The sequence below is a fragment of the Lysobacter lycopersici genome (genome assembly GCF_007556775.1).
Lineage (GTDB): Bacteria > Pseudomonadota > Gammaproteobacteria > Xanthomonadales > Xanthomonadaceae > Pseudoluteimonas > Pseudoluteimonas lycopersici.
Genome location: NZ_CP041742.1, coordinates 2,246,301 through 2,260,358, shown reverse-complemented (window position 1 = coordinate 2,260,358; position 14,058 = coordinate 2,246,301). Strand labels below are relative to the sequence as shown.

13 protein-coding genes are annotated in these 14,058 nt (G+C 67.8%); 2 read left to right on the top strand and 11 right to left on the bottom strand.

The genetic code is table 11. The features are described 5' to 3' along the window. Window positions 1-2: 2 nt before the first annotated feature. The 7 genes from cphA to rpe all read right to left on the bottom strand — a co-directional run bounded on the left by cphA (window position 3) and on the right by rpe (window position 8,291). Complete coding sequence (cphA, locus tag FNZ56_RS11150) at window positions 3-2,783, bottom strand: cyanophycin synthetase (protein WP_143879903.1); 2,781 nt, start codon at window positions 2,781-2,783, stop codon at window positions 3-5. 35 nt (window positions 2,784-2,818) lie between these two features. Continuing rightward, window positions 2,819-3,664, bottom strand: coding sequence for a cyanophycinase (locus FNZ56_RS11145; protein WP_143879902.1), 846 nt, complete (start codon window positions 3,662-3,664; stop codon window positions 2,819-2,821). Window positions 3,665-3,735: 71 nt separating this feature from the next. After that, entirely contained in the window at window positions 3,736-4,773 is a 1,038-nt protein-coding gene (gene trpD / locus FNZ56_RS11140; RefSeq protein WP_143879901.1) for an anthranilate phosphoribosyltransferase, read from the bottom strand. Window positions 4,774-4,862: 89 nt separating this feature from the next. Next, a complete protein-coding gene (locus tag FNZ56_RS11135; RefSeq protein ID WP_143879900.1) occupies window positions 4,863-5,441 on the bottom strand; it encodes an anthranilate synthase component II in 579 nt (192 codons plus the stop codon). A gap of 16 nt (window positions 5,442-5,457) precedes the next feature. Further along, the gene (locus FNZ56_RS11130; protein WP_143879899.1) at window positions 5,458-5,829 is read right to left on the bottom strand and encodes an endonuclease domain-containing protein; all 372 of its coding nucleotides are present in this window, start codon (window positions 5,827-5,829) and stop codon (window positions 5,458-5,460) included. 65 nt (window positions 5,830-5,894) lie between these two features. Beyond that, a complete protein-coding gene (gene trpE / locus FNZ56_RS11125; protein ID WP_143879898.1) occupies window positions 5,895-7,370 on the bottom strand; it encodes an anthranilate synthase component I in 1,476 nt (491 codons plus the stop codon). 246 nt (window positions 7,371-7,616) lie between these two features. After that, window positions 7,617-8,291, bottom strand: a complete 675-nt coding sequence (rpe, locus tag FNZ56_RS11120; RefSeq protein WP_143879897.1) for a ribulose-phosphate 3-epimerase — start codon at window positions 8,289-8,291, stop codon at window positions 7,617-7,619. A gap of 70 nt (window positions 8,292-8,361) precedes the next feature. On the opposite strand from rpe, the gene FNZ56_RS11115 reads away from it, so the two are divergent. Beyond that, a complete protein-coding gene (locus FNZ56_RS11115) occupies window positions 8,362-9,258 on the top strand; it encodes a phosphoribosylaminoimidazolesuccinocarboxamide synthase (protein ID WP_185970736.1) in 897 nt (298 codons plus the stop codon). Between the two features lie 198 nt (window positions 9,259-9,456). Continuing rightward, the gene (locus tag FNZ56_RS11110) at window positions 9,457-9,942 is read left to right on the top strand and encodes an Mpo1 family 2-hydroxy fatty acid dioxygenase (protein ID WP_143879896.1); all 486 of its coding nucleotides are present in this window, start codon (window positions 9,457-9,459) and stop codon (window positions 9,940-9,942) included. A 70-nt stretch (window positions 9,943-10,012) separates the two neighbouring features. Here the strand turns inward: FNZ56_RS11110 and FNZ56_RS11105 are convergent, their stop codons facing one another. From FNZ56_RS11105 to FNZ56_RS11090, 4 genes are all read right to left on the bottom strand, one after another. Further along, window positions 10,013-10,876, bottom strand: a complete 864-nt coding sequence (locus tag FNZ56_RS11105; RefSeq protein ID WP_143879895.1) for an NAD-dependent epimerase/dehydratase family protein — start codon at window positions 10,874-10,876, stop codon at window positions 10,013-10,015. A 10-nt stretch (window positions 10,877-10,886) separates the two neighbouring features. After that, on the bottom strand, window positions 10,887-12,314 hold the full coding sequence (nhaD, locus tag FNZ56_RS11100; protein ID WP_143879894.1) for a sodium:proton antiporter NhaD: 1,428 nt from the start codon (window positions 12,312-12,314) through the stop codon (window positions 10,887-10,889). 49 nt (window positions 12,315-12,363) lie between these two features. Beyond that, complete coding sequence (locus FNZ56_RS11095) at window positions 12,364-13,317, bottom strand: calcium/sodium antiporter (RefSeq protein WP_143879893.1); 954 nt, start codon at window positions 13,315-13,317, stop codon at window positions 12,364-12,366. Window positions 13,318-13,381: 64 nt separating this feature from the next. Next, on the bottom strand, window positions 13,382-14,038 hold the full coding sequence (locus FNZ56_RS11090) for a lectin (protein WP_246064593.1): 657 nt from the start codon (window positions 14,036-14,038) through the stop codon (window positions 13,382-13,384). Between the last annotated feature and the right edge of the window lie 20 nt (window positions 14,039-14,058).

The following is a 14,058-nucleotide window of genomic DNA, read 5'->3' as shown; positions in this document are numbered from 1 at the left end:
ACTCAATCGCTTTCCTCGCGCTCGAAGCGCAGGCCGCGCTCGTCGCGCACCACGCCTTCCATCGCCGCGACCAGCTGTTCGTCGAGCGTGGTGTCGAGCGCCGGTACTTCCGCGCGCGGCGCGGCGGCAGGCATGTCGCCATCGGGCTTGAAGCGGATGATCTGCTTCCACGTCCGCGTCAGCGCGTCGGCGAACACCAGCACCAGATCGCCCGGCGCGGCCATGCGCAGCGCGGCGTCCACCGCCTGCTGTTCGTCCGGGATCACGCTGATGTCGGCTTCGGCCACGCCGCCGGCCTGCAGCGCCTTGGCGATGATGCGCGGCACCTCGTCGCCGTCGCGACCGCGCAAGCCGTCGTCGCGGCGCGCGATGTAATGGTCGAACCTGCCGGCGACCGCAGCCGCGATGTCGCGCAGGTCCTCGTCGCGGCGGTCGCCCGGGCCGGCCACGACCACGATGCGGCGACCGGAGACGTCGAGCCGTTGCGCGAGGTCGGCCATCACCCCGACCGCGTGCGCGTTGTGGCCGTAGTCCATCAGCACCTTGAAGGGATGTTCGCCGTAGACGTTCATCCGGCCCGGGGCCTGGAAGAAGGTGGTGTCGAAGGTGCGCAGGCCGTGGCGGATCGCGTCGAGCTTGATCCCCATGGAGAACGCCATCGCCGAGGCGACCATCGCGTTCTGCACGTTGTGCAGCGCGCGGCCTTCCAGCGTCGCCGGGATCAGGTGCGTCCACAGCAACGGGATGTGGCTGCCCTTGTCGTAGAGCGTGATCATGTGGCCGTTCACGCCGGCCTCCAGCGCGCAGGCACGGCCGCCGGCGCGAATGTGCTCGCGCACCAGCGGGTGCGAGGGGTTCATGGTCACGTAGCAGATGACCTTGGCATCGGTGTAGGCCGACATCTTCAGCACGTTGGGATCGTCGGCGTTGAGCACCGCGCAATCGCGCGCGACTTCGATCACGATGCGCTTGATCTCGGCGAGTTGTTCCAGCGTGTCGATGCCCTTGAGGCCGAGGTGGTCGGAAGCGATGTTGATCACCGCGCCGACATCGACTTCGGCCACGCCCATGCCGGCGCGCAGCAGGCCGCCGCGCGCGGTCTCCAGCACCGCGAGGTCGATCTGCGGATCGCGCAGCACCATCTGCGCCGACACCGGGCCGGTCATGTCGCCTTCCACCGTGCGCTCGCCGTCGATATAGACGCCGTCGGTGGTGGTCAGGCCCGGCGTGTAGCCGGCCATCTTGGCGATATGCGCGAGCATGCGCGCGGTGGTGGTCTTGCCGTTGGTGCCGGTCACCGCGGCGATCGGCACCCGCGCGGGCGTGCCCGGCGGGAACAGCATGTCGATCACCGGGCCGGCGGCGTCGCGCGGCGTGCCTTCGCTGGGCGCGATGTGCATGCGGAAGCCGGGCGCGGCGTTCACTTCGCAGATGCCGCCGCCGATGGACTTGTAGCTCTCGGCGATGTTGGTGGACAGGAAATCCACGCCTCCGACATCGAGCCCGACCGCGCGCACCGCGCGCTCGGCCATGGCGCGGTTGTCGGGATGGATGACGTCGGTGACGTCGGTCGCGGTGCCCCCGGTCGAAAGGTTGGCGGTCGAACGCAATGGCACGACTTCATCCGCTTTCGGAATCGAATCGGCGGTGTAGCCGACGCGCTCCAGCATCAACTCCGCTTCGCGGTCGAGCTTGAGCTTGGTCAGCACTTTCTCGTGGCCGACGCCACGGCGCGGATCGCTGTTCACTACCTCGACCAGTTGCGCGACGGTGGATGTTCCATCGCCGACCACGTGTCCGGGCGTGCGCCGCGTCGCCGCGATCAGTTCGCCGTTGACGACAAGCAGGCGATGGTCGTCGCCGGCGAGGTAGGTTTCCACGATCACCGAACGCGAATGCTCGCGCGCGGCCTCGAAGCCGGCGCGCACCTCGTCTTCCGCGCTGACGTTGATGGTGATGCCGCGGCCGTGGTTGCCGTTGTACGGTTTCAACACCACCGGCCCGCCGAGGCGGCGCGCGGCGCGCCACGCGGCGTCGGCCGATTGCACCAGTTCCTGGCGCGGCACCGGCAGGCCGAGCGAGCCGAGGATCTTGTTGGTTTCTTCCTTGTCGCTGGCCAGTTCCACCGCGATATGCGGCGTGCGCCCGGTGACGGTGGCCTGGATGCGCTGCTGGTACTTGCCGTGGCCGAGCTGCACCAGCGACTGTTCGTTGAGGCGCAACCACGGGATGCCGCGTTCCTCCGCCGCGCGCACCAGCGATGCGGTCGAAGGCCCGAGCGCGCGGCGCTGCGCGTAGCGGATGAAGCCGTCGCGTTCCTCTTCCCAGTCGAACGAACCGTCGGTCGCGCTACGCAGTTCCGCGGGCAGCAGCGAATCGAGCAACTTCAACGCGAGTTCGCCGGCGGCGATGCCTTCCTCGCGCTGCGCGTATTCGTACACCACCGAATACACGCCGGGATGGTCGTCGATGCTGCGGGTCTTGCCGAAGGTCACGTCCTCGCCGGCGACGTTCTGCAGTTCGATCGCGACATGTTCGAGCACGTGCCCGAGCCAGGTGCCCTCGCCTTCGCGCATGCGCCGCACGAAGCCGCCGGGCTCGCGGTAGGAACAACCGTGTTCGGCCAGGCCCGGCAAGGCCGCGAGCAGGCCATCGATGAACGCGGCGCCGAGCTTCGCGGTCGGCCATTGTTCGAGCGCATCGAGGTCGAGCTCGAGGCGGATGACCGGGAACCGCGCGTACTGCGAGGGTCCGACATAGACGTTGCGGTTGAGGATGCGCATCGAAAACCCCTGTACGAACTTCGTTTGTGCTGAATCTATTCCTTCACGGTCGACAACTCCCCGGCCGACGCCTTCCGCGTCACCAGGTTGTAGCTCGCGCCCGCGGTGAGGATGTGCAACTGCACGCCGAGCATGCACACCGGCGAATCGCCATCGACCTGCGCCATCGACGAGAACTGCAGGCCGTCGGCATCGACCACGGTCACCGCGCCGCTGCCTTCGACTTCCACCACGTTGTCCGGGCCGATGAACGCGGCGGTGTCCTCGTCGACGCCGAGGCCGATCGCGAACGGGTTGTAGGCCAGCGCCGCGAGCAGGCGCCCGAGGCGGTCGCGCTGGCGGAAATGCTGGTCGATCACCACGCGATTGGTGAGGCCGAGGCCCGGCGCGAGGCGCACGCCGTTCGCGCGCGGGGTTTCGGTTTCGCTGTCGCCGCCGGCGATCATGTGTTCGCTGAGGATGCCGGCGCCCGCGCTGGTACCGCCGACCGGGATGCCGTGCGCGTTGCAGGCGCGGATCGCCTGCGCCACCGGCGTGCCGCCGAGGATGGTCGACAGCCGCAACTGGTTGCCGCCGGTGATGAAGATGCCCGAGGCCTGCTCAATGCGCGCCACGCGGTTGCGTTCGTGCGCGTCGCGGCGGGTGTCGAAGTCGAGCACGTGCACGTTGCGCGCGCCCATGCCGCCGAAGATCTGTTCGTAGCGGTCGCCGGTTTCGTTGAGCCGGCTCGCGGTCGGGATCACCGCGATTTCGGCACCGTCCCCGCCGCAGAGTTCAAGGAAGCGGCGCAGCACGCGCTTGTCGTTTTCCTTGTCCTCGGCCCCGCCGATGGGAACGATCCAGCCCCGTTGCCCGCCCTCGGCGACCTTGCTTGGACACATGCCGCTGTTTCCACTCGAAATGACCGGACGGGCACCTTAGCACGCGCCCCGGCCGCGGCCGGGCCCGGGATTCAGCCGTTCCCGGCGAGCCGCCGCGTGGCGGCGACGAACCGGTCCAGCCGGTCCCGCGCCGCGCCACTGGCGATGGCCTCGCGTGCCCGGTCGATGCCCTCGCCGATGCCTTCGGCCACGCCGGCCGCGTACAGCGCCGCGCCGGCGTTGTAGGCCACGATCTCGCGTGGCAGGCCCTCGCGGTTCCCGAGCGCATCGAGCAGCATCGCCTTCGATTCGGCCGCGTCGGCCACGCGCAGGTTGCGGCTGTGCGCCATCGCGATGCCGAAGTCCTCGGGGTGCAATTCGTATTCGCGCACCTGGCCATCGCGCAGTTCGCCCACCAGCGTGCCGGCACCGAGAGAGAGCTCGTCCATGCCGTCGCGGCCCCAGACCACCAGCGCGCGCTCGGCGCCCAGTTCCTGCAGCACGCGCACCTGGATGCCGACCAGATCCGGATGGAACACGCCCATCAGAATGCCGGGCGCGCCGGCCGGGTTCGTGAGTGGCCCGAGAATGTTGAACAGCGTGCGCACGCCCATTTCCTTGCGCACCGGCGCGACAACCTTCATCGCCGGATGGTGCACCGGCGCGTACATGAAGCCGATGCCGCAATCCTCGATGCAGGCTGCCACCCGGTCCGGAGGCAGCTCGATGTTCGCACCGAGCGCTTCCAGCACATCGGCGCTGCCGGACTTCGACGACACACTGCGGTTGCCGTGCTTGGCGACCTTCGCGCCCGCCGCGGCCGCCACGAACATCGACGCGGTGGAAATGTTGAACGTGTGCGCGCCGTCGCCGCCGGTGCCGACGATGTCGACCAGACCGGTTCGATCCGCAACCTCGACCGGGCGCGAGAACTCGCGCAGCACCGTCGCCGCCGCGGCGATTTCGCCGACGGTTTCCTTCTTCACCCGCATCGCGGCGAGGATCGCCGCGGTCATCGCCGGCGAGACCTCGCCGCGCATGACCTGGCGCATCAGCTCGACCATCTCGTCGAAGAAGATCTCGCGGTGTTCGATCGCGCGTTGCAGGGCTTCTTGCGGGGTGATGGGCATTGCTCTTCGCTTTTGTAGGAGCGGACCTGGCCGCGACTGATGTTCGTGGATGCTGATAGTGGTCGCGCCCTGGTGCGCTCCTACAAAAGCTATCGTTCGAGGAAATTCTTCAGCAACGCGTGCCCATGCTCGGTCAGGATCGACTCGGGATGGAACTGCACGCCTTCCACCGGGTGTTCGCGGTGGCGCAGGCCCATGATTTCCTCGATCGAACCGTCGTCGTTGTCGGTCCACGCGGTGACTTCGAGGCAATCCGGCAGCGTGTTCTTGTCGACGACCAGCGAGTGGTAGCGCGTGGCCTCGTAACCGTCCGGCAGCCCGGCGAATACGCCCTTGCCTTCGTGGCGGATGCGCGAAGTCTTGCCGTGCATGATCCGCCCGGCACGGACCACGTCGCCGCCATAGGCCTGGCCGATGCTCTGGTGCCCGAGGCAGACGCCGAGGATCGGCACGCGCGGCCCAAGGTGTTCGATCACCGCGACCGACACGCCCGCTTCGTTCGGCGTGCACGGGCCGGGCGAGATCACGATCCGCTCCGGTGCGAGTTTCTCGATCTCGTCCACCGTCAGCGCGTCGTTGCGCTCGACCCGCACCTCCGCGCCCAGCGCCTGCAGGTACTGCACGAGGTTGAAGGTGAAGCTGTCGTAGTTGTCGATCATCAAGAGCATGAACCGTCTTCCGCGTTCAAAGCCCCTCTCCCGCCTGCGGGAGAGGGGTTGGGGTGAGGGTGGCAAGCAGTCGCATTGCCACGCCGTCCATTTCCGTCAGCACTTCGTTGTTCCAGAACCGGACCACCCGGAATCCCCTGCCTTCCAGATATGCCGTTCGCTCCGCATCCGCGTCGACCTGTTCCGCGTGATGGCCGCCATCCACTTCGACGACCAATTTGTGTTCGAGACAAACGAAATCGACAACGAATCGACCGATCGAATGTTGGCGACGAAACTTGAAACCTTCCAACTGCCGACCGCGCAGGATGCGCCAAAGCGCATGCTCCGCATCCGTCATGGAACGGCGAAGCATGCGGGCGGCGCCGATGTTGAGTCGTTTATCCATCCACCCTCACCCTAACCCTCTCCCGCCGGCGGGAGAGGGAACAAGAGCGGATCGTTGCGCCATCCTCACAACCCCCTCGCCGCCTCGGCCACGGCGCGGAACAGCGCGCGGCCCTTGTTCATCGTTTCCTGCCATTCCGCGTCCGGATCGGAATCGAACACCACGCCGCCGCCGGCCTGCACGTGCAGGCGGCCGTCCTGGATCACCGCGGTGCGGATCGCGATCGCGGTGTCCGCATCGCCATGCCAACCGATGTAACCGACCGCGCCGGAATAGACGTTGCGCTTCACCGGTTCCAGCTCGCGGATGATTTCCAGCGCGCGGATCTTGGGCGCGCCGCTGACCGTGCCGGCCGGGAAAGTCGCGCGCAGCACGTCGGCATAGGACAGCCCCGGCTTCAGCGTGCCCGTCACTTCGCTGACGATGTGCATCACGTGGCTGTAGCGTTCGATCACGAACTGCTCGCCGACGCGCACGCTGCCCGCTGCGCTGATGCGGCCCACGTCGTTGCGCCCCAGGTCGATCAGCATCAGGTGCTCGGCGCGTTCCTTGGGATCGGCGAGGAGTTCGGCTTCCAGCGCCTGATCTTCCGCCTGCGTTTTCCCGCGCGGACGCGTTCCGGCGATGGGACGCACCGTCACCACGCCGCCCTGCAGGCGCGCGAGGATTTCCGGCGATGAACCGACGACCTGCGTCGATCCGGTATCGAGGAAATACATGTACGGCGACGGATTCAATGCACGCAAAGCGCGGTACACGTCCACCGGACGCGCGGTGAACGGCACGCTCAGCCGCTGCGACGGCACGACCTGGAAGATGTCGCCGGCGCGGATGTAGTCCTGCGCCTTGCGCACTACGTCGTGGTACTGCTCGCGGGTGAAGGACGAACGGAAATCGGATTCGTCGATCGCCGCCGGCTGCAGGGTTTCCGGATACGGCGCGCCGCCATGGCGCAGCCGGTGCACCAGCGCGTCGAGCCGGCGGTTGGCGCGCGCGAAGGCCTGCGGTTCGCGCGGATCGGCGTGGACGACCAGGTAGAGCCGGCCCTTGAGGTTGTCGAACACCGCCAGTTCCTCGCTGAGCATCAGCAGGATGTCGGGCGTGCCGAGTTCGTCGGGCTTCGGGTTCGCGCGCAACCGCGGTTCGATGTACTCGATGCATTCGAAGCCGAACCAGCCGACCAGCCCGCCGGCGAACCCGGGCAGGCCGTCGAGCTTCGGCACCTTGCACGCTTCGCGCAGGCGTTCGACTTCGGCCAGCGGATCGGCGACGTCGCGCGATTCGACGACTTCGCCGTGTTCGCGGACCTCGAGCCGGTGGCCGCGGAATTCGTACACCCGGCGCGCCGGCAGGCCGATGATGGAGTAGCGGCCGAAGCGTTCGCCGCCCTCGACCGATTCGAACAGGTAGGTGTGCGGGCCGTCGGCCAGCTTCAGGTAGACCGAGAGCGGCGTATCGAGGTCGGAGAGCACCTCGCGCACAACCGGCACGAGGTTGAAGCCGTCAGCGGCGTAGGTCTGGAATTGCGCGGGCGTGGTCAAGCGGGGCGTCCTTCATGGGCGAACGGGCGATCTGGGCAGCGGAATCTCGCCACCATCGCCAACCCTGCCCGAAAGACGCCGCCCGGTTCATGCCGCCACTGTAGCGGGGGCTTCGTCGTCACGCCACCGTAATCTAAGGCATGCAGAATCGAAGGCCATTGCAGGGACGAAACGCGGGGCAGGACGCTCCACCCCATTTCTCCAGGGCCGGTCGCGCAGGGCGTCCGGCTTTCTTTTTATCCGGTCTTACCCGCGCGCGGCGGCGACCGCCGCCTTCATCTGCGCGATGACGCTGGTGTAATCGGGCTGGCCGAAGATCGCGCTGCCGGCGACGAAGGTATCGGCGCCTGCCTTCGCGATTTCGCCGATGTTGTCCGGCTTCACCCCGCCGTCGACTTCGAGCCGGATCGGTTTCCCGCTGCGTTCGATGCGTTCGCGCACCACGCGCAGCTTGTCGAGGGTGGAGGGAATGAACGACTGCCCACCGAAACCCGGGTTCACCGACATCAGCAGCACGTAGTCCAAGTCTTCGAGCACGTAGTCGAGCACGTCCACCGGCGTCGCCGGATTCAGCACCAGCCCAGCCTCGCAACCGTTCGCCTTGATCAGCTGGATGGTGCGGTGCACGTGGCGGCTGGCTTCCGGATGGAAGCTGATGTGGCTGGCCCCGGCCTTGGCGAACATCGGCACCAGCGCATCGACCGGTTCCACCATCAGGTGCACGTCGATGGCCGCGGCCACGCCGTGCTTGCGCAAGGCTTCGCAGACCAGCGGGCCGATGGTGAGGTTGGGGACGTAGTGGTTGTCCATCACGTCGAAATGCACCCAGTCGGCGCCGGCCGCGAGCACGGCATCGACCTCGGCGCCGAGGCGGGCGAAATCGGCGGACAGGATGGAGGGCGCGATGACCGTGGGCTGCATGGCGCGCAGTGTAGCGTCCACGGCGCGCCGGGCGGCGTACACTGTGCCGCCCGCATCCGACCGTATCCGCGTGGCGACCACCCTGCTCGAAGCCGATCTTCCCGGCCTGACCCTGCGCCATCGCGGCAAGGTCCGCGACGTGTTCGACCTCGGCGACGGCCACCTGCTCATCGTCGCCACCGACCGCCTGTCCGCGTTCGACGTGGTCCTGCCCGACCCGATTCCCGGCAAGGGCGAGATGCTCTGCCAGATCAGCAATTTCTGGTTCGGCGAAACCGCGCACCTGATCCGCAATCATTTGACGGGAATCGACGTAGCCTCGGTGCTGCCGGCAGGCGTCGATCCGGCGCTGTACGCCAAGCGCGCGGTGGTGACGAAGAAGCTGAAACCGGTGCCGGTGGAAGCCATCGCCCGCGGTTACCTGATCGGCAGCGGCTGGAAGGATTACCAGCGCACCGGCCGGGTCAGCGGCATCCAGTTCCCCGATGGACTGCGCCAGGCCGAACAATTGCCGCAACCGGTGTTCACGCCTTCGACCAAGGCCGCGGTCGGCGACCACGACGAGAACATCGATTTCGACACCGTCGTGCGCAGCATCGGCGCCGACCTCGCCGAACAGGTGCGCGACGCGACGCTACGCCTGTACGCCTTCGCCCGCGATTACGCGGCGCAGCGCGGCATCATCCTCGCCGACACCAAGTTCGAATTCGGCACCGACGCCGACGGTCGCCTGTACGTGATGGACGAGATGCTGACGCCGGATTCCTCGCGCTACTGGCCGGCCGACCAGTACGAAGTCGGCACCAGCCCGCCGAGCTACGACAAGCAGTTCGTGCGCGATTACCTCGAAACCCTGGACTGGGACAAGGCGCCGCCCGGCCCGAAACTGCCTGCGGAGGTAATCGCCCGCACCCGCGCGAAGTATGCCGAGGCGCTGCAGAAGCTGGCCGGCATTAGCGTCGACTGACGCTTTTGCCGTCATTCCCGCGAAAGCGGGCCGCTTCTGACAGCCGCACGGCTGTCCGATCCAGTGTCTTTCGCTTTACAGGAATCGCCGAGCAAAGACACTGGATGCCTGCGTTGGACAGCCATTCGGCTGTCAGAAGCGACGCAGGCATGACGAGCGGTTGCACGCTATGCTCGTCGCCGTAACTTCGGAGTTCACATGAACGCATCCACCGAACGCAACATCGACCAGTGGTTCGCGCACTACAGCGCGGATCATCAGAATCAAGGCAACCAGCGCATCCACGTGTTCGCGGTGCCGCTGATCCTGTGGAGCGTGGTCGCGCTGCTTTGGTGCGTGCCGGTGCCAGGCAGCTGGTTCCGCCAGGGCCTGTGGGCCGCGCTCGCGATGTTCGCGGCATGGAGTTTCTACTGGCGCGCGTCGCGTTCGCTGGGGCTGGGCATGCTCGCCTGGTTCGTGCTGCTGGCGTGGCTGACGCGCTGGTTGCACGGCTTGCTCGGCACGCAGCAGTTGCTGTGGCTCGCGGTGGGCGTGTTCGTGGTCGCATGGATCGCGCAGTTCGTCGGCCACAGCAGGCTGTTCGAAGGCCGAAAGCCGAGCTTCCTCACCGACCTGAAATACCTGCTGATCGGCCCGGCGTGGGTGCTGGCGAAGTTGTACCGAAAGCTCGGCTGGAAATACTGAGGGAACCCTGTGGGAGCGGCTTCAGCCGCGACGGATGTTCGCGAGTCCGGTCGCGCCCGAACGGGCGCTCCTACAAAACCGGCTTGAACATGTCCGCCGTCGGCGCGAACGCGCGCGGCGCATAGCCGAAATCCCGCCGCGCCGGCGCGGCATCGAACACCATGTCCTCGCGCATGCGCTGCACGGCGGCGTCGGTCAACTCGCGGGCGATGCCGCGGGATCGGGCGACTCGCAACGTCAACCGGAACAACGGCATCGGCAGTTCGAGCAGTTTCGCCGGCGGTTCGAGGCAATCCAGCACGCGCTTGACCATGTCGCGATACGGCAGGGTTTCGCCACCTGGCAGGTCGTAGGCACGGCCCCGTGCCGCGACCGACTGGCTGGCGGCGAACGCCGCGTCGGCGAGGTCGCCCACGTGCGCCGGCTGGCGCAGTCCGTCCGCGCCGCGCGGCAACGGGAACCGCCCATGACGCCGCGCGAGTGCGGCGATGCGCGACAGCGTGGCATCGCGGCCACGGCCATAGACCAGCGTGGGACGCAACATCGTCGCGGTCGTGCCACGCTGCTCGGACGATGCGAACAACGCCGCTTCCGCGCCCAGCAGGCGCCGCACGAGGTCGCGTTCGTGTTCGTCTTCGGAATCGTGCTTGGTCATCGCGCTGGTCGAACCGAAGGCGACGATGCGCGGCGCGTCGATGTGCGATTCGGAATACCAGCGCGCGAACGCATCCAGCGGCCCGCAGCTGAAGATCGCGTCCACTGCCTCGGGCAACGGCGGCATGTTCGCGAATTCGCCCTGCAGCCAGTGCCGCCCGGGCGCATCCGAATGCTCGTCGCGCGACACCGCCAGCACGCGCCAGCCGCGTTCGCCCAGGCGATGCAGCAGCGGCATGCCGATCTGCCCGCTGGCGCCGAACACGAGCGCGGTCTTCATGCCGCGCGGCTCAGGGCACGCCGGTGAAATGGCGTGCGTTGAGGAGAAGGTGCAGGCCGATGCCGGCGGCATAACCGAGTGCGATCGCCCAGCTCCACTTGAGGTGCGAGAAGAAGGTGTAGCGGCCGTTCGCCTGCCCCATCAGCGCCACGCCCGCAGCCGAGCCGATTGACAGCAGGCTGCCGCCGACGCCCGCAGTGAAGGTCACGAGCAACCACTGCCCGTGGTCCATCTGTGGCGCCATCTGCAACACCGCGACCATCATCGGGATGTTGTCGAGGATCGCCGACAGCAGGCCGACCAGCACGTTCGCGGTGGTCGCGCCGAGTCCGCCGTAGAACGCATGCGACAACAGCGCGAGGTAGCCGCAGTAGCCGAGTGCGCCCACGCACATGATCACGCCGAAGAAGAACAGCAGCGTGTCCCATTCCGCGCGCGCGACCTGTTCGTAGCTGTCGAACGCGTCGACGTCACCGGGTGCGCCCTCGCGCGCGAATTCCTCGGCCTGCATTGCGTTCGCGAAGCGGGTGAGGCGCCAACCGTAGAGCTTGAGCAGGGCGAGGCCGGTCATCATCCCGAGGAACGGCGGCAGGTGCAGGAACTGATGGAACCCCACCGCCAGCGCGACCGTCAGCGCGAACAGCGCGACGATCGGCCATGCCCCGCGCTTGAGCCGCACGCGCTCGTCGGCCAGCGCCGGCACGCCCTTCGGTATCGCGGCGTGCATGCATAGCGCGGGGATCGCCCAGTTCGCCAGCGACGGCAGGAACAGCACGAAGAATTCGGCGAAGTCCACCTTGCCCGCCTGCCACACCATCAGCGTGGTGATGTCGCCGAACGGGCTGAACGCGCCGCCGGCGTTCGCCGCGACCACGATGTTGATGCAGGCCAGCGACACGAACCTGGGGCTGTCGCGCCCCACCGCCAGCACCACCGCGCACATCACCAGCGCGGTGGTCAGGTTGTCGATGATCGGCGACAGGCCGAACGCCAGCGCGCCGGTGGTCCAGAACAGCGCGCGATAGCCCAGGCCCTTGCGTAGCAGCCACACGCGCAACGCCTCGAACAGGCGTCGTTCGCTCATCGCGTTGACGTAGGTCATCGCCGCAAGCAGGAACAGCAGCAGTTCGGCGTATTCGAGCAGGTAGTCGCGCACCGCTTCGTGCAGCGCATCCGACAGGCCGGAGCGTGCCGCCGCGACCGCCAGCATGGCCCAGATGACGCCAGCCGCCAGCATCACCGGCTGCGATTTGCGCAGGCGGGTGAATTCCTCCGCCACCACCAGTACGTAGGCTGCGATGAAGACGATCACCGCCGCCATGCCCGACCAGTGCGCGGTCAGGTCCTGCACCGGCACCGCGGCCCACGCGGCCAGCGGCGCGAACAGGCCCGCGAACAACAGCGGCAATCGGAAGCGACGGAGCGATGCGTGCGTCATGCCCGCATTGTATCGGCCCCATCCAGGCGGGGCCGACGCGGCGTGGCCATCACGCGGCGAGGTGCACCAGCTCCCATGCCAGCCATGCGGCGAACGCGACCAGCAGCACCATGCCTTCGCGGCGGCTGACCTCGAGCTGGCTGCGCGTCATCGGGAACAGCACCAGCGCGAACGCGAATGCCGCCGGCAGCTCGAACTGCACGAACGAGGCCGGCAGCGGCAACGGCCGGAACGCGGCCATGCCGCCGAGCACCACCAGCAGGTTGAACAGGCTGGAGCCGAGCACATGGCCGGCGACCATGTCGCCCTGCCCGCGGCGCGCGGCGACGACGGCCGCGGCCATTTCCGGCAGCGCGGTGCCGATCGCGACCGGCAGCAGGCCGGTGACCAGCGGGCCCATGCCCAGGCCGAGGCCGACGATGGGCGCGCTCTGCACCAGCCACTTCGCGCCGAAGTACATCGCGACGATGGCGATGACCACGCGGGAGAGATTCAAACCGAGGCCCTGCTTGGTTTCGGCGAAGCGCGCGATGTCGGCCTGCAGTTCCGCCGGTTCGCGGCGGCCGCGCACGATCAGGAACGCGAGCATCACCACGAAGCCCGCGAGCAGCAGCAGGCCGTCATTGCGCGAGAGCACGCCGTCGAGGCCGAGGCCGATCGTCACCGCGGTCATCGCCAGCAGCCACACCAGCAGCGGACCGACCGCGCGGCTGCGCAGGAACAGCGGCGCGGCGAGCGCGGCCGCGCCGAGCGTCAGGCCGATGTTAGCGATGTTGCTGCCCACCGCATTGCCCAGCGCCAGCGCCTGGTGTCCGGTCCACGCTGCGCGCGCATTGACCGCGAGTTCCGGCAGCGAGGTGCCGAACGCGACCAGCAGCAGGCCGGCGATGAAGGGCGAGGCCCCGAAGCGCTGCGCCAGCCCGGACGCGCCCTTGACGATGGAATCGCCACCGAGCGCCAAGAGCACCAACCCCGCCACGAACCACAATGCCGCTGCAGCCATGCGCCTCTCCCCGTGCGTGACGTCGCGATTCTATCCCGGACGATTCTAGGCCGATCCCGCGGGCTTACGAACAGCCCTCGACGTAATCGACCTGCGGCGACAGGCCCACGCGCCATGCGGTGGCCTTGCCGGCGGCATCGGTTTCGAACACCAGCTTGCTCGGCGCCACGCCGCTGGCGGACATCGACAGGTAGTGGCCGCCCTCGACGTACTTGTGCGGCGTCGATTGCAGCGCATCGTGGTACAGCGCCTGCAATTCCTCGACCGTCATGCCGACCTTGCCGCCGCCGGGCGCAGCGAGTTTCGTGCTGTCGCTGCCGTAGCGCACGAACTTGCCGTCGCCGATCATGAAGGCGAATTCGGCCGGCGTCTTCACCCACTTCGGCGCCATGAAATAGCAGGACGGATTCGCGTCCTTGCCCAGCGTCTCCAGTTCGCCGCCCCAGGCCTTTTCCATCTCCGCGGCGGCGATGCCGAACTTCACGTCGCCGTAGCCGGCGAAGCTCGCCTGCGTGTCGGCGCCATCGGCCGCGGGCGCTGGCATGGCGGTCGATGCAGGCGACGGCAGGCTCGCCGGAGCCGGCATTGTCGCCGGTGGAATGTCCTCGGCCGGTTGGTCCGCAACCGGCGGCGCAGTCGCCGCATCGGAAGCCCCATCACGATCGGCGCTGCATGCGGCCAGCGCCGCGATCATGGCCATGCACAACAGTTTGCGGTTCATGCCGGTTCCTCGCGTTCGAA